This is a genomic window from Bacillus sp. AF62 (assembly GCF_050312695.1).
Classification (GTDB): Bacteria; Bacillota; Bacilli; order Bacillales; family Bacillaceae_G; genus Bacillus_A; species Bacillus_A cereus.
The window spans coordinates 1-23,850 of sequence record NZ_JBNPJZ010000117.1; the positions used below are offsets into that span (position 1 = coordinate 1).

Consider the following 23,850-nt stretch of genomic DNA (forward strand, 5'->3'; position numbering starts at 1 on the left):
ACAGTACAATGTTTCGTATGCAGATAAAAGCCATTATGTTTTAGTTTTTTAAACGCACAAAGTAAAGCAGGAGCCTTGTCTGTTGTGAGAACCGTTGGTTCTCCAAAAGCTTTCACTAACCTTTTCATAAACATATAGGCTGCTTGATGATCTCGCTTTTTGCGAAGTTGAATATCCAATGTGTGGCCCTCCTTATCAATCGCACGATAAAGATAACGCCACTTTCCCTTGACTTTGATATAGGTTTCATCTAAATGCCATACGGAGTGTGCTGATTTATTTTTCTTCTTCCAAATTTGATAAATGATATTTCCATATTCATGGACCCAACGCATAATAGTTGTAGGATGAACTGAAACACCACGCTCTCTCAAAAGTTCAGATACGTCACGATAGCTTAAAGAAAAACGACAATAGTAGCCGACGGCTACCAAGATAATGTCTCTCTCGAATTGTTTTCCTTTAAAATATCCCATATGTTATGCTCCTCATCTCATTTTTCTACAGTCTAGCTCCAAAAACTTTGCAACGGAACCGTTGGAACTCCTCTTGAATCGAGAGATTTATAAAAAAAACGTCACCCCTTCTCAGTGATTATTAAGAAAAAATAACGTTTTTTTGCATTTGGGGGTAGTAAATTTTTTAAGTTGATGGACATGTGTGTCCCCCTTTTCAAATTCTTTCGCTTTTTTTGCACTAGAACCTTCGTAAAGAAATCTATTTTTGTAATAAAAACAAAATCAAAGAGCATGTTAATAAAAAATAGGTTCATAAAACCAATTTTTTATCAAATAACCATACGTTTAGGAGGCTTACAGAAGCATGAGTCAATTTATTAAAATGAGTTTAGTATCCATCATATCTTCTTTCTCATTGCTAGGTTGTCAGGTGGCTCAAGAACCCAACGCCACAAAGGTTCCATTAACCGAAGAACAACTTACAGCAAATGTTTGGTATCAAACAGCTGGGGAAGCAAAGGCACTCTATCATCAAGGATATAATATAGGAAAGATGAAATTAGACGTGGCACTTGCCAAAGGTACTGAGAAAAAGCCTGCCATTGTTTTAGATTTAGATGAAACTGTAATAGATAATAGTCCGTATCAAGCCATGACTATAGCAGAAGGAAAAAGTTCTCCTTATAAAATAAAGGAATGGTTTCAACAAGCCAAAGCAGAAGCTTTACCCGGAGCGGTTTCATTTTTGAAGTATGCAAATGATAAAGGTGTGGCAATTTATTATATTTCGAATCGAAAACAAGATCAATTAGATCCTACTCTACAAAATTTAAGACACTTAGGTATTCCACAAGCAGATAAAGAACATGTTTTATTGCGTAAAGATAAAAATGAAAAAGGGAAAGAAGGACGCCAAAAACAAATAGCTATGCAACATGATATCATATTGTTCTTTGGAGATAATCTATCTGATTTTATGGGATTTGATAATAAATCTGTACAAGATAGAAATCAAACTGTAGAAGAAATGAAGGATTCTTTCGGTGACAAGTTTATTATATTCCCAAATCCAATGTATGGAGATTGGGAATACGCTTTGTATCAGTATGATTCTAAGAAGTCTGATGCGGATAAGAGTAAAGTTCGTCACAATGCATTACGTGTATTTAAAGTTAACAAGTAATGTTCTAATTTAGCATGAAGGATTTTTTAATCGCATAAGTATGAACACATAATATCCTTTCTAGAAGAACGAGAGGTTCTTCTAACTGGCATAAACAATCTTTGATAAACCCACTAAAGAGGTAAGCTGACTAACGTCAGTGGGGTTATTACTACCAAAGGCGAAGTCCATTTCTGATATAGCAGACGTGCAAGATTGCGGTGTGGCATCACCAACCACTTCCACGAAAGACCTTATAGGTTCGTGGGCTACGGTACTGTGACCATAACGCACAGGTTGTTGGTTCCCCAATGGTTTAACGTCTGGTTCTTGACGACTTCATACATTTTACACAGCAGAAGAATTGGTTATTCCAACCTCATATGTATTCTGTTTTCAGAGAACAGTCGTTTTAGAGTCTTTTGGAAGAGTAGGAATAAAGTATACCATGTTTTGCTACGCAAAAGTAATACGGCGAACAAGTAGTTTTGGTATCTAAAATATTTGCTTCCAACCCACTATGTTTCAATGGTGACTACAAAATCTAACCATTGGTGAGTAGAATTGTTCGTTTTGTGGTATACATCACGATAGAGATTGGAACGCAACGCTCAGTCGTAGAGGGAAGCAGTGCATCACTTAACTGTAAGAACTACAGAGGTAGCCTTATTGAATTAGAAACCTTTAGGCTGTGCTGTTGTACTTAAGAATCTCCTATTTCAAACCGTCTGCAAGGATGTTAAGTCGTGAGTAGTTCAACTACTACACGTATGAATGTTTTATGAAAAATACAAATGTCGCAGAACCTATTCTAACATAAAAATGCAATAAACCACACTCCCTCTGCAAGCTAATTACTCTTTGTAGGGGAGGATTTTTCATAAGTTATATAGTTCAAGCAGAGATATAGGCATCATAAGGTAAGTACTTCATGAGAGATCAGTTAATTCCGATTTACTTACTATTCTATTTAATGGAATTGAATTTCACAAAAAAATTCGCAAAATAAAAGGATACATAATTTAACATCTTTATATACAGTTTATATCGATGGAAAGGGAAGAAATATGAGACCATTGTACAATTTGTTACATTATGTAAAACCATATATGTTCATGGCTATTATAGGACCTTTAATGATGATACTTGAAGTTTCAATGGATTTAATTCAACCAACAATTATGCAACGTATTATCGATATTGGAATTGCTAATAAAGATTTTCATTACGTAATAAAAATGGGACTTCTTGTGGTAGCTGCTGCAGCAATTGGATTAGTTAGCGGACTTGGATGTATGGTGTATTCTACAAAAACCGCAGTTAATTTTGCTACAGACATCAGAAAAGATGTGTTTGAAAAAATTGAAACATTCTCTAGTAAAAACCGCGATTCATTTGGAATAGGAAAATTATTAACAATCGTGACAAATGACATTACAACTATTCAATCTGCGATGAAGATGACATTACGGGTACTTGTACGAGGACCTTTGTTATGTATAGGGAGCATCATTCTTGTCTTTATAACTGCAAGAGGTTTATTTCAGATTCTAATGGTCGTGATGCCGATTTTATTACTGATAATTGTCCTTATTTCAACTCAAGCAAGTCGTTCATTTAGACGTACACAAGAAGCGTTAGATAAAGTAAATACCAAGTTACAGGAAAATTTGTCTGGTATACGTGTGATAAAAGCATATGCACGACAAAAATATGAAATTTCCCAGTTTGAGAACGTTAATGAAAATTTAACCAAAATTAATATTCGTGCCGTACAAATCATTTCCTTGATGATGCCAATGATATTAATGATTGTAAATGGTGGTATTGTAGCAGCATTATGGATTGGCGGGGAGAAAGTATTTACTAATACGATTCAAGTAGGAGCTATTTTGGCCTTTATTAACTATTTAAATATTATTTTAACGTCACTAATATCCATTAGTATCGTATTCACTTTACTTGTTCGCGCCATCACATCTGCTGATCGTGTACAACAAATATTACATACTGAAGCTGATATTATAAATAATATCAATCCGTATAATCCAGAACAAGTAAATGGAAATATTGAATTCAAACAAGTTAGTTATAGCTATACGAAGAACAATGAATATGTATTAAAAAATGTATCATTTAACGTGCGTAAAGGTGAAATAATTGGGGTTATTGGAGCTACAGGAAGCGGGAAATCCACATTGACTAAATTATTACCGCGTCTTTATGATGTGGATCAAGGTGAGATATGTATAGATGGGGTAAATATAAAAAAGTATGATTTGCATAAACTTCGCGCTTCAATTGGATTTGTGCCACAAAAATCCCTTCTCTTTTCAGGAAGTATCGAAGAAAATTTACATTATGGTAAAGAAGATGCGAATTATGATGAATTAGAAATGGCTACTACTTCTTCTTGTGCTAGAGAATTTATTAATACGTTTGAAAATAAATATCAATTTAAATTGGCACAAGGTGCCACAAATCTATCTGGTGGGCAAAAACAACGTCTGTCTATTGCAAGAGCGCTTGTAAGGAAACCCCCTATTCTTATATTAGATTCTTCTACATCAGCAGTGGATGCGAACGCAGAAGCTATGATACAAAAATCATTAAGAAAAGAACATCAAGGTACGACGATATTCTTGATTGCATCTAAAATATCTTCGATTTTAGATGCTGATAAGATTCTGGTCTTAGATAATGGAGAATTGGTGGGAAATGGAACACATGATACTTTATTAGAAACTTGTAAAGTTTATCAGGAAATTTATATCTCTCAAGGAGGACACTTGCAACAAAGAGGTGGGATACATCATGAGTAAATTTCAAAAGTTATTTAAAAAGAAAGACAAACGTAATAATACACAGGTAAAAAAATTAAGGACTGTCTTCCGAATATGGAACTACCTCGGTTATCAAAAAACATCTCTTATATGCGTTATATTTCTTGTATTCCTCACAACATTACTCAGTTTACTTAGTCCATATTATATGGGGATCATCGTAGATAAATATATCATGTCAAAAGATCTAAATGGAACCGTACAGATGTGCTGGTTGCTGATTTTGATATTTGGTATAACAACATTTTTAACGTGGTTACAGACATTTATCATGGTTAATATTGCATTGAAGACGATTCGAAAAATACGACAAGATCTTTTCAGGAAAATACACCAGCTATCTCTTCGTTTTTTCGATATGCATTCTAATGGGGATTTAATGAGTCGTATTACAAATGACATTGATAATCTAGAACAAGCTTTAACGCAAAGTGTAGTGCAAATTATTTCATCTGTGTTAACAGTAGTAGGGGTAACCATTACAATGTTCTCAATAGATTGGATTTTAGCGATTATAACTGTAATTCCAGTACCTATTATGTTTTTCATTACTAAAAGATTGGTGACCTACAGTAGTACGAATTTCCGAAAGCGTCAAAAAGATTTAGGAGATATGAACGGTTTTATTGAAGAATCCCTTGCAGGAGCTGATGTTATCACATTGTATGGAAAACAAAAAGAAATTCTGAATAACTTCAATAAAATTAATGAACGACTTAGAATATCCGCTACAAAATCAGATACATTTTCAGCATTTATTTATCCAGTTATGAACTTTATAAATAATTTAGGAATCGGGATTGTTATTGGAGTAGGCGCGATTATGGTCTTAAATGGTATAACAACAGTTGGTATTATTGTCGCATTTATCAACTATTCTCGTCAATTTTCAAGGCCACTTAGACAATTGGCTACACTTATGAACACCATCCAAGCAGCGGCGGCTGGCGGAGAACGTATTTTTGAGATTATGGATGAGACGCCAGAAATTCAGAATAAAACAGACGCTATTATTACTCGAAAGTTACAAGGAAATGTTACGTTTGACCATGTTACTTTTGGATACAAGAATGAAAAAGAAATTTTAAAAGATATAAATTTGCAAGCAACTTCAGGACAAACAATTGCATTGGTCGGCCCAACTGGATCTGGTAAAACAACAATTATTAATTTGTTAACAAGGTTTTATGATATTCAAAAAGGACATATTCGAATTGATGGTAGAAATATAAAGGATTATGATATTAATTCTTTACGTAGTAAAATAGGCGTTGTTTTACAAGATACTTATTTATTTGCTGGGACTATCATGGAAAATATTAGGTACGGACGTTTAAATGCAAGTAATGAAGAGGTAGTGGCCGCTGCACAAGCAGCTTCTGCACATGACTTTATAAAGCATTTGTCTGATCAATATGAAACGAAAATTGCTTCAGAAGGCACAAACCTAAGCCAGGGACAAAAACAGCTTATAGCTATTGCACGAGCAATTTTAGTTAATGCAGACATTTTAATTCTTGATGAAGCGACCTCAAATATTGATACAAGGACTGAATTACAGATACAAGCTGGGTTAAATAATTTAATGAGAGGGCGAACAAGTTTTGTTATTGCTCATCGACTGAAAACAATTGAAAAAGCAGATCAAATACTGGTCATTAAGAATGGACGGGTCTTTGAAAGAGGAGATCATATATCTCTTATGGAGAAAAAAGGTCTTTATTTCCAATTATATAAAAAACAGTTTGGAATTTGATAAGCACATTAAAAATACGATTTTTTCTATTAGAAGAAATCGTATTTTTAATGTATATCATTTTGAAATTTCTTTTTGAAAGCAACAGCTAGACTAATGAGTGAGGTTCCTTACTACCGAAGATGCAGTCCCTTTCTACTGTCCCTGACGTACAAAATTACAGTTCACAACCACATTTACTACAGCCCATATAGTTTCTTGAACTAGCAGACTATCAGTATGTTCTCGCCTGTTGCTTATATTTCAATATTTTTGTGATAAAAAAATTAAAATTTTGTATTATTTTTTACTTGGTGCTGGATAGTTTTTAAACAAGAATTAATATCACGTTGACTTTTCAAAATAATAATATTCTTTTTAGAACCTAGTGCTTGCAAAAACTGAAGTCGTTCAAACATTTTTCGTTTTCGAGGATAATAAGTTGTGTATATAAACTTAATAAAGTTCCAATCTATTTTTTCCTTACACCCTTCAGCCATATCGGGCCTTGTTTTCCCAATGTTCGTTATCCATCTTTTAATAACACGATATAAACAAACATACAGTGGTAGTTCTAAATAAATAATAGTATCAGCGTTTTCTGCACGAACTTTCACAGTATTATTATAGTTTCCTTCAATAATCCATTGATTTTGGTTCACAATTTCTTGATGCGATTGTGAAAAATCCTCAAATGAAGCGGCTACCCAATTAGGTTTCCAATATAGGGCGTCTAAATGATACACATTAATATTTAGGATTTTCCCTAATGATCTTGCGAATGTTGACTTGCCTACACCTGCTGAAATTCCCATTACCATGATTCGTTGCATCACATGATCTCCTTTATGTGTATGTTATTTATTCCAAGTAACCCGTAAGGGCCACTTGGAATAAATAATCAAATTTCTATATTGTGTGTTTTAACTTCCGGTCTACCAATGGAGGAATAGTATAATTTGAATTTTTTTACTTCATTTAATTCGTAGCAATTACGGCCATCAAAAATATTAGCTTCTTTCATTAACCGTATATAATTACTTAAAGGATAATTTTTAATTTCATCCCATTCAGTAATAATAAAGGCTATCTCAGCATCCTGTATAGTTTTATCTATGCTACTCATGTATTCTACTTCGGGGGGAAGAAATTTTTTTGCATTATTTGTTGCAATTGGATCATACGCTCTAACTACTGCCCCCATAGATACTAGTTCTTGGGCTATAACTATAGAAGCCGCTTCACGCATATCATCTGTATTAGGCTTAAATGCTAATCCTAAAATCGCTACAGTCTTACCTCCTAAGTTGCCCAACTTCTTTTTTGCCTTCCGAATTAATAAGGAACGTTGTTTATTGTTTACTTGAATAACTGATTTTAGTAGTTTGAATTCATGGTTTACACTACCCGCAATTTGTACCAATGCATGTGTATCCTTTGGAAAACATGACCCTCCATATCCAATTCCTGCTCTTAAAAACTGTGAACCAATCCGTTTATCCAGTCCCATTCCATATGCTACGTCATCAATATTGGCATTAACACGGTCGCAAATATTAGAAATTTCATTTATAAAACTAATTTTTGTTGCTAAAAAAGCATTAGAAGCGTATTTAATTAATTCAGCACTTTTAATAGTAGTTTGAAAAATTGGAATCTGAAATTTTTCATTCACTTTTTGAAGTGTAATTGCGGCCTTTTTACTATCGGTACCTATTATAATACGATCACCATGAAAACTATCATAGATTGCTGAACCTTCACGTAAAAATTCTGGATTTGAAACCATATGAATTTTTACAGTGGCTTTTAAATGATTTAAAATTACGTTTTTAATATAATCATTTGTTCCTACGGGGACTGTACTTTTTATTACTATAATCATATCTTTTTTTATACTCTCAGCAATTTGTACAGCCACTTGGTTGACGTATTGTAAATCGGCTGCCCCATTATCCTTGGATGGGGTACCGACAGCAATATAAATCAAATCTACGTCATTTACAGCAGTATGATAGTCAGTTGTAAAGAATAATCTACCTGCTTTCATATTTTTAACCATTAATTGATCTAGTCCAGGTTCGTAAATAGGTGAAATGCCTTCTCGCATTTGTTTTATTTTTTTCATATCAATATCAATACAAGTTATCGTATGCCCAATATCGGATAAACATGCCCCGGTAACTAAGCCAATATAACCTGTACCAAAAATAGCAATTTTCAATCTATAACCACCTCAATCACTATTTAGTAATACAAGGAAATGTTTCGCATTATTAATCGTGGAAAAATAACAAAATTTACTTGTATTTAATAAAATCAAAATTTAGATTCTTTTCCATTTTTTATTCTGTAGATCTTGGTTTAGGCTCCTTAATATCAGCGCTATTTTCATGTTCTTTTGGTACCATGCCTAGTGAGTCAGTTATTCGACTACTTTCATTAAATATATAATCTATACCGCTAATTCTAACTATAGGCTTATTTGTACCCCTTTGTCCCATGATTAGCGCAGCAGTGGCAGCAAGGAGATCACAAAAAGTTTCTTCCGATTTCTTTATTTTACCGGTGGCAGGATCGACTGACTCGCTAACTCTTAAAGCTGGTATACCATATAGTCCTATTGCAATCTGAGTAGATCCTAATTTTTCAATACGCCCATCACTATCAGTGATTATTACTCCAACTCTAACATTTAGCTTTTGTTGCACTATTTCACTAATTTTTTTAGCACTCAAATCAGGGTTCTCTGGTAAAAGCATGACATGATTAGAATCGATTTTGTCTATTCCGGCACTTGTTAAACGCATTCCGTTTGGTAACCAGGCACCAATATATTGATTTTCTATATTTATGTCTAACTTATTTCCAGTGGGGTCACCAGTTTCGTCAATCATTTTTTGAATGATTCTAGGATCTTTTCTTGGAATCTTTTGATGGATTTCATTAGCTAGTTCACTTGGTTTTACGTTACTTAGAGCTATGTCTCGCCCCTCTGCTGTTGAAATCGCTTTTGATGCTACACAAAGTATGTCACCATTGTATATTTTAAAATTCGATTTTACGGCTGACAGAGTAATAATTTCACCAATATTATCACCTTTATTAATTCTTGGGATGTTTGGAATTGCTTCGATATTAATTTGCATGAGTTACCTCCTTTAATATCTCGCGCAATGCAATAATCGATTTCTTTGAATAACTATATTTTTCTTTTTCAATTCTGGCGTGGGTTTCAATACTTATAGTAATATCTTGACTGTCTGGAATGTGTTTATTTAGGAGAGAGAGAATTTGCGTATAATTAATATCGCCCGTTCCAACAGGGACATATTGAATAGAACCTTTATTGCAAATAAAGTCTTTAATATGTATATACTCAACATGTGGTGCAATTTTTGCTATAAACGATTCATCGATATTTTCACCAATTTGGATTAAATTTGCAATATCCAACCATATTTTAATATTGGTAAAACGATTATTGGTAATCAAGTCAGCGAAATTTTCTAGCTGTTTTTTAGCAGAAACTGTGCATACAGGTTCATTTTCTAATAAGAATGTATGTTTATTTTTAATTATTTTTTTAAATATTTTGTCTTTCAAAAGAATATCAAATGGATTTTCCATTTTTCCTAAATAAGAAAAAATCCTAATTTTATTAATGTATAACATGTCAGCATATTCTAGTACGCAATCCACCAATCGCTCTTTTTCTATAAGGGATAGGTTTGGATTTATACCAAAATTATCATGTACGATTGTTTCTTGTAAATCGTTGACATGCCACTTGAAAATAGGGCTTGCTATTGCAATGGGCGTAATTTTTTCAGATTTTAATCTATTAGAAAAATCAACAATTTCTTTCCGATCCATTAAAGAAATATTTTTTCCATCAATCATGCGCAATTCACATGTATGTAAATCCATTTCTTTTAAGAAGGAAAAAGATGTCTCTAAGTTGTTCGAAATCTCATCGAGATTGATGGTCAGTTTAGCTTTCATGAAATGGCCTCCATTAACAATTTATGAATTTTTTTTAAATCTTCGTTTTTTATATGAATATCTCTTTCAAGCCAAATAGACAATGCTAATATCCCCTGATAAATCATCATCCATAAGCCATCGATATTTTTTGCTCCACTACCAGCGAAAAATTTTCCTAGGGGCGTTTCTACTGGATTAAAAACTGCATCAATAAATAGTTTTTGCTGCAGATGTATATTCCCTAAAATCTCCATATTGAACGGCGTCTTTTCTATATTTCCCTTCATACCAGTTGATGTTGTGTTGATAATGATATCAGACTTATTAACTATGTCTTTTACATTACAATACGGTAGTAGAGTAATTCCTAGGTCCTTTTGTCTCTGAAGTAAATCGTGGGTTGAATCACTGACATTTGGAGAGTTTCTATATATCACGTACACATTATTACTAATTTTTCTTGATGCATAAATTGCAGCTCTACTTGCACCACCAGTTCCAAAAATACAAATGACGGGTTCATTCTTTTTCGAATGAATTAGCAGCGGTTTATATAAGCCAAACCAGTCTGTGTTAAAACCGACTAGACCATTATTATTTATCTTGATTGTATTTACTGCACCGATGCTTGCAGCAGTTGCATCTAATTGATCAATATATTTTATTATTGCTCGTTTGTATGGAAGTGTGACATTCAGTCCGACATATTTATTCTGGGACAACATTGTTAATGTGTCCTCCAACTCGTCGGGTTCTACATCAATTTTGTCGTGGCGATAATTATAATGACATCCAGAACTATAAATTAACGCATTGAACATAATATCCGAAACAGAATGATCTACTGGATTACCAATTAGTGCAGAACATTTTATGTCCATATTCCTCACTCCTATTTTATTAAAATAAACAAGGGTTTAGGTGTAGTATACCAATAAATGATAAACGTTAGTCCTTAAATAATATTTTTAATATAAGTAATCAAGGTTTTTAAATATTGGTTTGAGTTTAAAAAATAGGTATACAGCACCAAAATAGGTCTATACTATCCATAAACAATCAATGGATTCGATGTCGAAGATGATTAGTTTCATGGCATACTATGCAAATAGGATGAGGTTTGGCATAAAACTGTAAATTATTTCGATCACCTTATTGTTGAAACTTTTCAAAAATTAAAAGAGGGAGCAAGTAACCATGCATCATCAACTAGCACCTAATGTGTTAATAATTGGATATGGAAAAATTGGAAAAATTAAAGCGAAAATCTGGCGACAATGCGGGGCAAACGTTTCGATATCCGATATCACTAAAAAACAAATTGAGAGTGCTCAGACGGATGGATTTAGTATTGATGAACCTCCGTTTCATACAACATATAATTTTATTGATATTTGTACACCCTCTGGCACCCATATTGATGTTTTATGGCACTTAATCTTGATGGGGAGCAAGTTTGAGCGTGTAGTAATTGAGAAACCTTTGATTAGCAATATCCAGGAAAAAAATAAATTGTACCAGTTGCTAGATAATGATGATTCTCTTTATGAAAAAATCGTCGTAAATGAACAGTATTACAAATCAAAGATGATAAAACTTTTGAGAGAAAAAATCAAAAATGATTCAATAATATCTCTTCAGATTACCATGTCAAAGAATCGTACAGTTGACAACAAACACGGGAGATTTTTTGACCATGATATTGGTTCTTATGGCATCGAAGTTCCTCATATGTTAGCAATTTTAGAAATTTTAGATCAATCGATTAATGACAGAAAACTGATGAAAAACGTTTTGTATGTTGATTCTAATAATAAAAGTAATCAAGGGGTCCATATTGAATATGTTAGTGACAGTGGTGCTACCGTAAGTATAAATAGTTTTTTGGGAGATTTTAAAATTTCTTCTAGTAATAAAATTTTTCATAATTTAACTATAGATAGGCATGTATTTATAAAAGGGAAAAAGTTTGAATACAGAGTAACTTTAGATCCTCACCCTTCACAGAAGCGCTTGGTTACAGAGTTGAATTTTGGTACGGAATCAATATTGATTCGTGATGATATGCTCAAAGAGCATATCTCAGACATAATTAAAGGAAATATTGCTGAAGGGTGTAAATTGAAATATGCCATAAAGCAGTCACAGCAAATTATGTCACTATTTAATAACGCAAAAATAGTTACAATTACAAAGGAGGATAATCATGTCCATAACAGTTAATAACAATTTAATTACCCCAGACCAATTACAATATGAAGTAGTAGAAAGAAAAGGGTTAGGCCATCCTGATACTTTGACAGATGGCATTGCTGAGGCTGCCGAAATTGAATATTGTAAGTATTGTCTAGAGAAATTTGGGTATATCCCTCACCATAATTTTGATAAGGTCATGATTCTAGGAGGACAGTGTATACAAAAATATGGTGGTGAAAATTTCTCTGATCCAATAAAAGTCATTTTTATGGGGCGAGGAAGTAAAAATTTCGGAAGTGAAACAATTCCAATGGGAGAAATACAAATTAAAGCAGCAAAAGCTTATTTATCTAGAGTTTTACCACACTTAGATGTAGAGTCCGAATCCATAATTGTGTTTCAATCTATAACTAGTTCGCACAGTACACGTCCATACTGGTTTAGCCCTAGAGATAAAAATGATTTGCCGGAATACAGCGATGAAGGTCCAACTGCAAATGATACAGCCACAATGATTAGCTACTGGCCACTTACAAAATCAGAACAGCTGGCGCTTGATATAGAAGGGTATTTTTATCAAAATAACGATCAAGGATTACCCTATCCTCGTTTTAAAGAATTTGGTGGTGATATAAAGGTTATGGTAGTTAGAGATGGAGATGCTAGTGTAGCTACAGTAACCGTTCCACAAATTACGACTATGACTACAACAGCGGATCAATATTTTGAGCGTGAACATAAGTTGAGAAATAATCTAACGAATTATATACAATCTAAATATCCAAACGAAAATATTAATTTAATTATAAATACGCAGACACTCGGTCGTAATCCAAGACCGTATCTTGTTACTGCTGGTTCTTGTACAGATTTTGGTGAAGAAGGTGCTGTTGGTCGTGGGAATAAAACCCACGGTATTATTTCGAGTTTCCGTCCTAATACAATGGAGGCTCCGCATGGTAAGAATTCCACATACTTTGTTGGGAAAGTTCTTGGATATCAAGCTGATGTAATTGCAAAACAAATATACACTGTTACAAAATCACCGTGTCAGGTTATTCTTCGTGCTAATATTGGAGACAAGTTATACGCACCGTCGAAAATCATAGTTTCTACTGCTCAAAAAGTTAGTGAGGAAATCGTGCAGGATATTGTAAAAGATTCTCTTAGCATTGGTAGTGAAACAACTCTGCGAATTATACATGAACAACCTTTCCTTCCACGAACTAATGTAATCGACGAAAAAAATTATGGGAAAGATAAATACTGATTTTCAGTAAAGGAGCGGCTTCATGGTATACAGTATTATTAACGATTGTGTTGAAATTCAATTTTCATCTACAGAACATACTATATTTAATAACATTTTAAGCGCTCAAAAAAAATTTGGTATTTCTAGCTATAATAAGCTAGAAATACCAAAAATATCCGGATTAATTCATTACATTACAGATGAAATTCCTCATGTTACTTATAATGCTGCTAATCGTTGTTTATCAGTAAAAGGTCCCTTAAATTGTTTTAGTGGTGGTCAAGCATTACATTTTCTTTCAGATTACATGTTTGAATGTCTACAAGCACCGTATACCAATAATTTATTAATTCATGCTGCTGCAGTCTATTCAAAAGAAAAAGATACATCCTATTTAATTTTAGGAGAAAAAGGTTCTGGTAAAACTACTTTATCTTTTCGATTATGTGAAGAATTGGGGTTAAGTCTTATTGGAAATGACTTGGTGCGTGTTGGATGTAATGAAAATGGTGAACTTTTTACGACTGAGGGGAGTCGTTGGTTTGATGTGAGAGAAACAGCAGTAAAGGCAGATAGTTATATGGAAAAGCTATCTGCTAGATTACCTTCTAACTCATCAAATTCATGGAATAATAAGACTAGAATTTTACCCTCTGATTATGGAATAGAAACTCATTCGAAACAGTCCAAAGTAGATAAGGTTCTACATGTTAGAATGAACTCTTATCAAAATTACTTTTCAGCGTGTCCGTGGGAAGGAGTCCAGAGAAGTTTGATATTGCATGAAAAAGTGGGTAGACATATATCGGGTCAAGCAACACCTTTTCAAGATGACCAAGGTAATTATCTCGGATCATTACCCAGTATAAATTATGATAACGCTTCGTTAGTACGGGATAATATTGTAAGAGCTATGATTGGTGCGGGGATAACAGAAATTTCTGGTCCGAGTAGCCAATCATTGGTGGACTGGTTTAAAGGAGAGATTTTATGATAGCTATTGGCATTCCAACCTATAATGAAGCTAAAACTATATCTAAACTGACGCAACTTATCGATAGTGCGGCAATAAAAATGGGATTAGAGATAATAATTATTAATGCGGACAATAATAGTTCAGATCAAACAGCTACAATTTTTTCAGCAACAAAAACAATAAATGAAAAGATTTCCATCATTACGCATGAAATTGGAAAAGGCCATAACATAAAGGCAATATTTGATGCTGTAAATAATCTTGACACCTGTGATGGTTGCATATTAATTGATGGAGATATTACTTCATTTTCAGAAACCTGGCTTAGAAAATTTATTGCATCAATTAGGAACAGTGCTGATTTTATTGTGCCTAATTATTCTAGAAATTTTCAAGAAGGAAATACAACCAATCACTTTGTTTATCCACTAACCTTCTATCATACGAACGGAAATTGTCCAAGACAACCAATTGCTGGTGATTTTGGTTTTTCTATAAAATTCATAAAATTTTTGGTTAATTCTGCAAATTGGCATAAATATTGTTATGGATATGGTATCGATGTATTTTTAACCCTGCAGGCTTTATATAATAAATTTCAAATTGAGGAAGTTAATCTCGACAAAAAAGAGCATAATCCTAGCTTTGAAAAAATGAATGCTATGTTCGTTGAGGTTGCTAGTAGTTATTATGAAACATCGAGAATCCTATTTGAACATAAAAAAAATAACAGTATTTTTCAAACATTGATAAACCCTAGTTATCCATCATCACTATTTCCGCCTGAAATACCTTTGTGCCCTCAAAAAATCTCAGAAAGGAAAGAAGAAGCTACTCACATCTTATCCACATCAAAAACAATATCTAATGTTGGAGCAAAGATTATCATTAGCCCATCAATTTGGGGGGGGATTTTGCTGGATCATGAAAAACAAATCGGGCAAATAGACAGTCTAATATTAGCTAAATCCATATTGCCATATTATCTGTTACGAGTTGTAGACTATTTACAAAGTATTTCCAATGTAAAACAGGCAGAACATAATCTTGAGGAGACACTGACATTCCTGAAAGAAAATATAAAATAAGTTATATAGAATTTTAAATTTTGGAGGAAGTTAGATGAGGCTTTTAATGCTTATTGCAAAACGAAATACCAAACGTGGTACTACAAAACGTAGCACATATATCTTACATGCTGATCTGGCTTATCAACACGCTCTTGATAAAGGACACGAGGTATTTCTTGTAAATGCATACAAGGAAAATGAGAATGAATCCTACTGTGGTAGAAATAATTCTAAAATTTTTTCAGATCCCAATCCTTTCATAGCTGTCGCTCAAGCACTTAATGTTGATGCTGTTGTTTGTCTTTCAACAGAAAGAACCCTTGAAAGAGACGCATTCATAAAAAAGGAACTTGAAGATAAAAGTATTCCTGTGATCGCAAACCCTTTAGAAGCTATACAAATACTATCTTATAAAGAACAAGCTAAAAAATTTTTTTTTAAAAATGGCATTCCCACTTTGCAAGGTGGAGGATTTCAAGACAAGCATGAGCTCCAGACACTAGTAAATCGTCTTGGATTTCCACTAATTATTAAGAGAAGTGGGTTCACAGGTGGGAACGGAAATACAATATTAAAAAACTACGATGATTTAAACATTTTTATACATGGAAAAGAGTGTTTTGGCGAAGAGATTTTAATTGAAAAATTTGTTAGTGGTATTGAATTAGCTATGGAGATTGTAGGCAATAATGGCCATTATATGTGTATGCCATTAATTTATAAAGGACTTACTACTGAAAGGCCTATAAATCGTTTATGCTATGCACCTTATGCTGGAGAAATAATGCAAGAAATCATAAAACAAATAGCATTAAAAATTGCAAAAGAACTAAATTTATGCGGATGTGCTGAGTTAAAGGTAGTATATGAACCGCATTCGAATGCTATTTATGTTTTAGATGTGAGTCCACGGACAAGTGGTACTACCCTTTTAACGATGGCATATACAAATATTAGTATACCCAAGGTTCTTATTGATATAGCTGATAATACTTGGAACAGCAGCTTACCTGTTACTACAGGTAAAATAAGTATCGAAATAGATTTAATTTCAGGGATTCCCCAAAGTGTATTAGATGAAATATACGCTCTTCCGACATTTTTTGAGTGTAGTAGACATACTAAAGACGGGCTATGTGTAAAGGTTATTTTAAATGGCAATACAAGGAGTGTCATAGCAGATATAGAAAAAGTAAAATCACTTAAAGTAAGTTCGGGGCTTAAAGATACTAGTGATTTTCAAAATCTATTGCAAAAGTTCAAAAAATAAAGATTTTCGAGCGAGTGTAAGCGATCGAAGAACCCCCAAAACCCAGTCCTTTAGCTGTGGATATTTACATTGTAAGAAACTTTGCGACATTACTCGAATTATATATTATTTGGAGTTGTTCATACATGCATCGGTATTATAAAGAATTGGACTCACTTAGAGGGGTGGCTGCACTTCTGGTTGTCATTACCCATTTATTGTTAGTATTTCCAAGAATCCAGTCACATACCTCTTTTCAGAGCGACAAATTGATATTTATATTGAAATATTCACCTATTCGTTCGGTGTTCATTGGTGGATCCGAAGCAGTGAATTTATTTTTTGTATTAAGTGGTTTCGTTCTAGCATTACAATTCCTGAGAAAAACAAAAGTGGAATATATGCCTTATCTAGTCAAAAGAACGTTTAGAATATATATACCTTATTATGTCTCAATTGCTACAGCAATAACATTAAGCTTTGTATTACCAAGTGGACATATTGATACTTTAAGTAATTGGTATAATGAACACAGTTGGGTGACATCATTAGATTGGAAGGGATTAATTGGACATATATTCTTAATAGGTAATTTTGATTCCGATGTTTATAATAACGTAATTTGGTCTTTAATACACGAAATGAGAATTTCTATTATATTTCCATTAATTATGTTCTTTATTATACGTTATACTTTTAAAATTAATATGCTAATCTTTTTACCTATATCTATTTTAGGATTTAATTTAGGTGGTTATGGAGATACTTTGGGCTATTGTATCATGTTTGTGTTAGGTGCTTTACTAGCTAAAAACAGAGAGTCTTTCATTAGAAAATATAATCTCTTTAGTAGAAATAAGAAAATACTATGCCTTTTATTAGGAATTTTATTATATTCTCTACATCCTCCTGGTATGTCAGCGAATGCTAACCTACATTTTGTAGTAAATATTTTGAACTCTATGGGATGTTTAATAATAATCATATCTGCATTATCAAATGGAATATTCTCGAAGTTTCTATTAAATAAAGGCCTAAATTTTATAGGGAAAATTTCCTATAGCCTTTATTTATTCCATTTTATTGTTTTAGCAGCTTGCATTAAGATGTTTTATAGTGTAATGCCAATAGCAGTAATACTCACCCTTGTATTCATAATAAGCTTGATAGTATCTACAATATCTTATTATTTCATTGAAATACCTTCAATAAAATATGGAAAAACATTAGCCAGAATTATTAGTAAAGCTAAGATTTGACCTTTAGATAATAGCGTACGGCAACCTCGCCATCAAGCTAAGGAAAACCAGTTCTATTGCAAAGTTTTTCAAAATAGAGTGAGAAGTAAAGACGGGCTATGTGTAAAGTTTATTTTAAATGGTAAAATAAGCAATGTTATAGCAGATATAGAAAAAGTAAAATCACTTAAAGTAAGTACAAGACTTAAAGATAGTAGTGACGTTCATTTCCTACTTCAAAGTTTTAAAGAGTAAACAACACTGTTCAAAAATTAAAAATGGAGAATTATAAATACATTATTCAAGTGAATATTCGGCATTTTATACTTTCAAAAAATCCTGGAGGAAGTTGAATGAAAATTTTAATACTTTTCGCAAGACGGAATGCACACTTGCTTGATATAGCTTATCAACATGCTATTAATAAGGGACATGAGGTCTACGCTTTAAATACATACAATGAGAGAAATAAAAATAACTCTCAAATTTTTTTAGATCCTCATCCTTTTATAGAAATTGCTCAAGTACTTCATGTTGATGCCGTAGTTTGTTTTTCAACAGAAAGAACGCTTGAGAGAGATGCCTTGATTAAAAAAGAACTTGAAAATAAAGGTATTACTGTGATTGCAAATCCTTTAGAGCTAATAAAAACTCTTGCTTATAAAGAAGAAGCTAAAAAATTCTTTTTTCAAAATGAGATTCCTACTTCTCAAGGTGGAGTGGTGAAAAATAAGCATGAACTCGAAACACTAGTAGATTCACTCGGATTTCCAGTAATCACTAAAAGAAGTAGGTTCGCTGGAGGAAAAGGAAATACGTTATTAAATAATTACGATGATTTATGTACCTTTGTAAATGGAAGAAATGATTTTGGTGAAAAGATTGTAGTTGAAAAATTTATAAATGGTATTGAACTAGCTATGGAGATTATAGGTAATAACAATCATTACATTTGCATGCCATTAATTTATAAAGGAGTTACAAGTATAAATGGGGATCATCCTACAGAGCGTTTGACCTATACACCTTACGATGAAGAAAATATTCAAGAGCTCATAAGAAACATAGCATTAAAAATTGCACGAAAGTTAAAGTTATGCGGATGTGCAGAGTTAGAAGTAGTATGGGATTCACATTTAAATGCTATTTATGTTTTAGAAATGAATCCACGAATAAATGGTAGTACACTAATGGGGATGGCACAGACTAATATTAGTATACCTAAAACTCTTATAGATATGGCTGATAATACTTGGAATAATAGTTTGGACGTTGTTACCGCAGATAGATTTAGTCTACTATTGGATGTAATACCAGGTGTATCAAAAAGGATATTAAATGAAGTGTCTGCACTGCCAACATTTTTTAAATTTAGATATAATAAAGATGGACACAGTATAAAATTTGTTCTAAGCGGTAATGTAAATGATGTTATGGCAGATATGGAAAAAGTAATTATGCTTAAAGTAAGTTCGAAGCTTAAAGATACCAGCGATTTTCAAAGGTTAGCAAAAAAAATAAAGAAATCTGAATAATCGGTCTTTTGTCCGTTGAGAAAGAGAATTCAGGAATGCGGATTCTCTTTTTTGTATACAGCATGCGTTGTTTCAATCCCATTAATGATACATGAAGTAAGTCAAACATCGATTTAGCTTAGCGGTAATCTTGCTCAATGAGACGATTACGAAGTTTTGTTTTTCTAGAATGTATCTCAGCTTAAAAATTTTATAACCGAAAGGAATTCTTTCCCAAAAAAGGTTCTGGTGCAAATAAGGGATATATTCCAAAGAGCAATGGGGATTCCTATCGGAATCGTTCTTTATGCTGTTAAAGCAAATATTTCATTGATAAGTTAGATTGGAAATGCCAATAAAGTGTGGTACTTGAGCCATAAAAATTAAAATTGCTAACACATTAACAAAACCAATCATGACAGCACGTGGAATAAATTTCATTAATCGTGCTACTTTAAATATCCCAAAAATAATTTGTATAACACCAGTCAAAATTGTGGCTGCTAATAAATAATTCAGCCCATGTTCTTTAACTAAAGGAACCATAAGCAATGCCATCGCACCTGTTACCGCTGAAATCATTCCAGGACGACCACCTACAAAGGCAATAATAACTGCAATACAAAAAGATGCATATAATCCTACCATTGGATCTACACCCGCAATAATGGAAAATGCAATTGCCTCTGGAATTAATGCTAGTGCAACTACAATCCCCGCGAGGATATCTGCTCTAACATTAGAAAACCATTCTGTTTTTAATTTTTCTACCACTGTTTTATACACCTCATATCATTTATTTTGTGGCTTTTAAGTCTCATAAAAGCCGCGTTCACGATTTAATAAAAACAGTCTAACACTTATCGTCCCAAAAAGGAACCTTTTTGATACTGATTTTTCGACGCCAAGTTATGGTATGATAAAAGAAACATCTTAACTGTTAGGAGAGCATGTATGTTAATCGGATATATGAGACCATATCAAGATGATCTGAAATGCGAGGGACAACTAAAAAACTTAGAAAAAGTAAAGTGCACAAAAATCATTTCAGAGGAACATTCATCAGCAAAAAAAAGAACACATCTTAAAAGTATGATAAGTAACCTGAACCCAGGTGATAAAATAGTCGTTACAAAACTTTTTACATTGGCTGATTCAACACGCCATCTGGTGGAGTTAATAGAAAAAATTGATATGAAAGGTGCTTACTTTCAATCTCTTACTGAGGGAATCGACACAAGCAATCAAGCTGGATATCAATTCAGCTTGATTTTAAATCATCTTGTTAATTTTCAAAGTGACGTGATAAGTGAAAAAACAAAAAAAGGCTTATACGAAGCAAAACAGAAAGGAATCACTCCAGGACGACCAAGAAAACCTGATGAAAATGTAAAACGTGCGATTGTTATGTATCAAAGTGGAGATTATAGTCTTGCTCAAATAAAAGATGAAACAGGAATTAGCAAATCCACGCTATACAGATATCTAGAAAATTAAACATTAATTATATTTGGCATTGAACCTAATTAAACCTACAAAAATTGTGTAGGAATGTAGATACTCACTATAAAAAAACAAACGATTCTTCCTCGACAGCTTGTTGAAAGAATCGTTTGTTTTTTATATAGACCTTGTTGAAAATTTCATTATATACCTATAAAGACAGCAAAAGGTCTTGTTATGGAAACGAATTCCAGGCTATGACCCATTTTTACACGTATCTCGGCTGAACCCCATCTTTTACTTACCTGTGTATCAAACATATTTATATGACATAAAAAACAGCACCTACTAAAGGTGCTATTTTGAATTATGTTTGTTATGTTCATGGTTGTAAAAGTTTTTGTATATCTTCTACTCGTAACCCTGTGAATTTTGCAATATCCTCTACAGGCATTCCATTTTTATGCATACCATGAATTAATTGTGCGCGCTCAGCTAGTTTCCCTTCCTCACGAGCATGTGCTAATTTAGCTTGTTCATCAAATAAAACCTTTTCTCTGGCTTCATATTGTAATCGAAAGGAACTGTTTTGGCTCATGTCTTCCCATTTATTCATTGCCTTCTGTAGCATTGGGTCTTGATTCATCGCAATTTCCTCCAGTGTGTGGGTTAAATGTTCATCCTCATATGCTGGTAAGAGTAATTTCAAAGGAATTATTGTACAACGTGTTTTTCCAGGGAAACGTTTTTTCATCATAGAGGTTTTAATCAGTTTATAACCTTAGAATTTTTAGATTGGATTGAATCTAAAAGGAGGTATAATTACTCTTATGTTTGTGGTGATAGTAACACTAACCTGCTAAAAATAGGGGTTACTTCTAATATGGAAAAGAGGTTTTCTCAACTTAAGAATCCGGTTAGTTATAGTGCACCTAACTTTCGGAAATTATTAGTGATTCGTCATTCTTATTCTTTTGCTTTAGAAGCATATATTAAAGATAAATTTCAAAATCAAGTAGCATTTGGAACTGAATGAATTCATCCAAGAAAAGAAGATATTCATTACTTATTAGAAGAAGGATATAAAGATGATGATATTTTTATGGCATTACTTCAATTCGATGAATGGGAATTAATTGAATTGAATACATGGAATCAGAATAGTATTTAGGAGCTTGAAAACAGGTTTCGTACGCTTAGATGAACCAACAAACGGATTTAATCCACTCATTGACCTTAAACGGTTTACTGTGTGATACATGCTAAGATATAGCAAACAGCAGGCGTACAATGTTATCATTATGCGCCTGTCTTATCATATTGGGAGACTCTGTTGTAAAGTGAAAAGACGATCAAAATTGTTCAAAATTACATCTCTAATTTTGCAAAGATACAACGTTGGGGTGCTGTTTTCTTTGTATTATTTATTGTGTTGCTTCCATACGCCATGATTTTTATAATAGGTGTTCCGTCCATTCATAAAATCAGCCGTATGACCAGGAATACTATATTTTTTATTCTTTTTTCTCACTTTCTTTTCCAAGCGCCTTTCTTCTCGCATCACTTGGACATCCGCTTTCCATTCTTTAAGTGCATTCTTTTTACTCCGCATTATATATAAACCCCTTTATTGCGCGCGCATACACAAAAAGCCCCCTATCATGCAGGTTCTTTCCTAGAATGCAAAAAATAACTCTTACTTTACTTTTTTCAATTATTATCATAGCGAATTAGCATGCTAAAACCTAGAAATTCTTCAGAATATATCATTTCTATTTTGTCCAAAAAACAGACAAAATGTTAGCATACAATTTATATAATAAAAAAGAATATTGCATTGCACATTTTTGATGCTGCAGTTTCATTGCATTGGACTTAATAAACGAGAAAAAATAGGTCATGTTGATAGATGGACTGAATTGTTTTGGTTCCTTTTGTATAGGCAGTAGGCGTTTCTCAAGTCAATGCATCTAATTTATTGTGTGTACCTGCAAAAAAAAACCTGTCATTACAACCAATAATCCATATGAATTGGTTATAACAACCAAACGTTCTCGCTGTCAGTTCATTTGTGGCGCTGATATTCTATTGTAAGACGTTTTAAATCAAGTTGAATAGCAAAACGAATAAATCGATTACTAACCGTTTATAAAGGTTTTAGATACCTTTAAATATAATAGGTGTTTTTCGTAGGTGAAATACAACTTCATATACACTGTATGCTCCTTATTTCGATTGATTATCCTCTGAATCAACGAAGGGGGATTACCTTTGTATCGCTCTATCTTCAGTGATCTTACCAATTTACATTTCTAAAATCTTGTATCACGATTCATCCTAATTAGACACAGCGGTTCGTAATCAAGTTCCATATCATGAAACAAGAAAAATCAATACCATTGAGAATTATTATTTTTTAAAATGAAACTCGTTTATTTTTATATATAAAAAGTCTCCCTGTTATTTAGTCTTGTCTATACAAAGTCGATATTTTTGATGATTCACAACGGTTCTCTCATATGGAAAGTCGCCACCCATAGGGGTTACAATTTCAATTAATATGGATCGTTCATACTTTTTAATCACGATACCAGTAATCTCCATACCATCTCTTTCAAATACGATTGTTTCTCCTATTTTCGCTTGCATAACAAACCTCCTTTAAATTCCAATTTTATATATGAACATATAATAAATCGAGTCTCTCCTCTTGTAAACACAATCCGA

Annotated in this window: 21 protein-coding genes and 2 pseudogenes; 13 read left to right on the forward strand and 10 right to left on the reverse strand. The window is 33.0% G+C overall.

What is annotated here, in order from left to right:
* Positions 1–476: IS6 family transposase (locus ACQRBL_RS28430; RefSeq protein ID WP_427736086.1), on the reverse strand; the 476-nt coding region annotated here is incomplete at its 3' end.
* A gap of 346 nt (positions 477–822) precedes the next feature.
* Here ACQRBL_RS28430 and ACQRBL_RS28435 point away from each other — a divergent pair.
* The 4 genes from ACQRBL_RS28435 to ACQRBL_RS28450 all read left to right on the forward strand — a co-directional run bounded on the left by ACQRBL_RS28435 (position 823) and on the right by ACQRBL_RS28450 (position 6,219).
* Positions 823–1,641 (forward strand): 5'-nucleotidase, lipoprotein e(P4) family, encoded by an 819-nt coding sequence (locus ACQRBL_RS28435; protein ID WP_197230841.1) that lies wholly within the window; start codon positions 823–825, stop codon positions 1,639–1,641.
* Positions 1,642–1,780: 139 nt separating this feature from the next.
* On the forward strand, positions 1,781–1,903 hold the full coding sequence (locus ACQRBL_RS28440; protein ID WP_257206455.1) for a hypothetical protein: 123 nt from the start codon (positions 1,781–1,783) through the stop codon (positions 1,901–1,903).
* Between the two features lie 784 nt (positions 1,904–2,687).
* Positions 2,688–4,442 (forward strand): ABC transporter ATP-binding protein, encoded by a 1,755-nt coding sequence (locus ACQRBL_RS28445; RefSeq protein WP_411996446.1) that lies wholly within the window; start codon positions 2,688–2,690, stop codon positions 4,440–4,442.
* Positions 4,435–6,219 (forward strand): ABC transporter ATP-binding protein, encoded by a 1,785-nt coding sequence (locus ACQRBL_RS28450; protein ID WP_411996445.1) that lies wholly within the window; start codon positions 4,435–4,437, stop codon positions 6,217–6,219. Before ACQRBL_RS28445 ends, ACQRBL_RS28450 begins: the two co-directional genes overlap by 8 nt.
* Positions 6,220–6,485: 266 nt before the next feature.
* Here the strand turns inward: ACQRBL_RS28450 and ACQRBL_RS28455 are convergent, their stop codons facing one another.
* The 5 genes from ACQRBL_RS28455 to ACQRBL_RS28475 all read right to left on the reverse strand — a co-directional run bounded on the left by ACQRBL_RS28455 (position 6,486) and on the right by ACQRBL_RS28475 (position 11,066).
* On the reverse strand, positions 6,486–7,031 hold the full coding sequence (locus ACQRBL_RS28455; RefSeq protein WP_023524099.1) for a topology modulation protein: 546 nt from the start codon (positions 7,029–7,031) through the stop codon (positions 6,486–6,488).
* Between the two features lie 68 nt (positions 7,032–7,099).
* A complete protein-coding gene (locus ACQRBL_RS28460; protein WP_411996444.1) occupies positions 7,100–8,422 on the reverse strand; it encodes a UDP-glucose dehydrogenase family protein in 1,323 nt (440 codons plus the stop codon).
* A gap of 121 nt (positions 8,423–8,543) precedes the next feature.
* Positions 8,544–9,347 carry a coenzyme F420-0:L-glutamate ligase gene (locus ACQRBL_RS28465; RefSeq protein WP_411996443.1) on the reverse strand — a complete coding sequence of 268 codons (804 nt, stop codon included), beginning with the start codon at positions 9,345–9,347 and terminating at the stop codon, positions 8,544–8,546.
* On the reverse strand, positions 9,337–10,203 hold the full coding sequence (locus tag ACQRBL_RS28470; protein ID WP_023524096.1) for a sugar phosphate isomerase/epimerase family protein: 867 nt from the start codon (positions 10,201–10,203) through the stop codon (positions 9,337–9,339). Before ACQRBL_RS28470 ends, ACQRBL_RS28465 begins: the two co-directional genes overlap by 11 nt.
* Positions 10,200–11,066: a shikimate dehydrogenase gene (locus ACQRBL_RS28475; protein WP_197230837.1), complete on the reverse strand. Its 867-nt coding sequence runs from the start codon at positions 11,064–11,066 to the stop codon at positions 10,200–10,202. Before ACQRBL_RS28475 ends, ACQRBL_RS28470 begins: the two co-directional genes overlap by 4 nt.
* Positions 11,067–11,382: 316 nt before the next feature.
* Between ACQRBL_RS28475 and ACQRBL_RS28480 the strand changes: the two genes are divergently transcribed.
* The 7 genes from ACQRBL_RS28480 (at position 11,383) to ACQRBL_RS28510 (ending at position 19,701) form a co-directional block, all read left to right on the forward strand.
* The gene (locus tag ACQRBL_RS28480) at positions 11,383–12,408 is read left to right on the forward strand and encodes a Gfo/Idh/MocA family oxidoreductase (protein WP_411996442.1); all 1,026 of its coding nucleotides are present in this window, start codon (positions 11,383–11,385) and stop codon (positions 12,406–12,408) included.
* Positions 12,392–13,651 (forward strand): methionine adenosyltransferase, encoded by a 1,260-nt coding sequence (locus ACQRBL_RS28485; RefSeq protein WP_197230835.1) that lies wholly within the window; start codon positions 12,392–12,394, stop codon positions 13,649–13,651. Before ACQRBL_RS28480 ends, ACQRBL_RS28485 begins: the two co-directional genes overlap by 17 nt.
* Before the next feature lie 22 nt (positions 13,652–13,673).
* Positions 13,674–14,627 carry a hypothetical protein gene (locus ACQRBL_RS28490; RefSeq protein WP_197230834.1) on the forward strand — a complete coding sequence of 318 codons (954 nt, stop codon included), beginning with the start codon at positions 13,674–13,676 and terminating at the stop codon, positions 14,625–14,627.
* Positions 14,624–15,697 (forward strand): glycosyltransferase family 2 protein, encoded by a 1,074-nt coding sequence (locus tag ACQRBL_RS28495; protein ID WP_411996441.1) that lies wholly within the window; start codon positions 14,624–14,626, stop codon positions 15,695–15,697. Before ACQRBL_RS28490 ends, ACQRBL_RS28495 begins: the two co-directional genes overlap by 4 nt.
* A 34-nt stretch (positions 15,698–15,731) precedes the next feature.
* The gene (locus ACQRBL_RS28500; RefSeq protein WP_411996440.1) at positions 15,732–16,949 is read left to right on the forward strand and encodes an ATP-grasp domain-containing protein; all 1,218 of its coding nucleotides are present in this window, start codon (positions 15,732–15,734) and stop codon (positions 16,947–16,949) included.
* Between the two features lie 125 nt (positions 16,950–17,074).
* Positions 17,075–18,187 carry an acyltransferase family protein gene (locus tag ACQRBL_RS28505; RefSeq protein WP_411996439.1) on the forward strand — a complete coding sequence of 371 codons (1,113 nt, stop codon included), beginning with the start codon at positions 17,075–17,077 and terminating at the stop codon, positions 18,185–18,187.
* 332 nt (positions 18,188–18,519) lie between these two features.
* On the forward strand, positions 18,520–19,701 hold the full coding sequence (locus ACQRBL_RS28510) for an ATP-grasp domain-containing protein (protein WP_411996438.1): 1,182 nt from the start codon (positions 18,520–18,522) through the stop codon (positions 19,699–19,701).
* 324 nt (positions 19,702–20,025) lie between these two features.
* Here the strand turns inward: ACQRBL_RS28510 and ACQRBL_RS28515 are convergent.
* A pseudogene (locus tag ACQRBL_RS28515) lies at positions 20,026–20,454 on the reverse strand (SulP family inorganic anion transporter); the annotation flags it as partial.
* Positions 20,455–20,634: 180 nt separating this feature from the next.
* Here ACQRBL_RS28515 and ACQRBL_RS28520 point away from each other — a divergent pair.
* The gene (locus ACQRBL_RS28520; protein WP_016097421.1) at positions 20,635–21,177 is read left to right on the forward strand and encodes a recombinase family protein; all 543 of its coding nucleotides are present in this window, start codon (positions 20,635–20,637) and stop codon (positions 21,175–21,177) included.
* Positions 21,178–21,505: 328 nt separating this feature from the next.
* On the opposite strand, the pseudogene ACQRBL_RS28525 reads toward ACQRBL_RS28520, so the two are convergent.
* Positions 21,506–21,829 (reverse strand): annotated as a pseudogene (locus ACQRBL_RS28525) (Rpn family recombination-promoting nuclease/putative transposase); the annotation flags it as partial.
* Between the two features lie 93 nt (positions 21,830–21,922).
* On the opposite strand from ACQRBL_RS28525, the gene ACQRBL_RS28530 reads away from it, so the two are divergent.
* Entirely contained in the window at positions 21,923–22,159 is a 237-nt protein-coding gene (locus tag ACQRBL_RS28530; RefSeq protein ID WP_427736099.1) for a GIY-YIG nuclease family protein, read from the forward strand.
* A 384-nt stretch (positions 22,160–22,543) separates the two neighbouring features.
* Here the strand turns inward: ACQRBL_RS28530 and ACQRBL_RS28535 are convergent, their stop codons facing one another.
* Both ACQRBL_RS28535 and ACQRBL_RS28540 read right to left on the reverse strand, forming a co-directional pair.
* On the reverse strand, positions 22,544–22,735 hold the full coding sequence (locus tag ACQRBL_RS28535) for a hypothetical protein (protein ID WP_001256731.1): 192 nt from the start codon (positions 22,733–22,735) through the stop codon (positions 22,544–22,546).
* 848 nt (positions 22,736–23,583) lie between these two features.
* Positions 23,584–23,772: a DUF2187 family protein gene (locus ACQRBL_RS28540; protein WP_411996437.1), complete on the reverse strand. Its 189-nt coding sequence runs from the start codon at positions 23,770–23,772 to the stop codon at positions 23,584–23,586.
* Positions 23,773–23,850 lie beyond the last annotated feature (78 nt).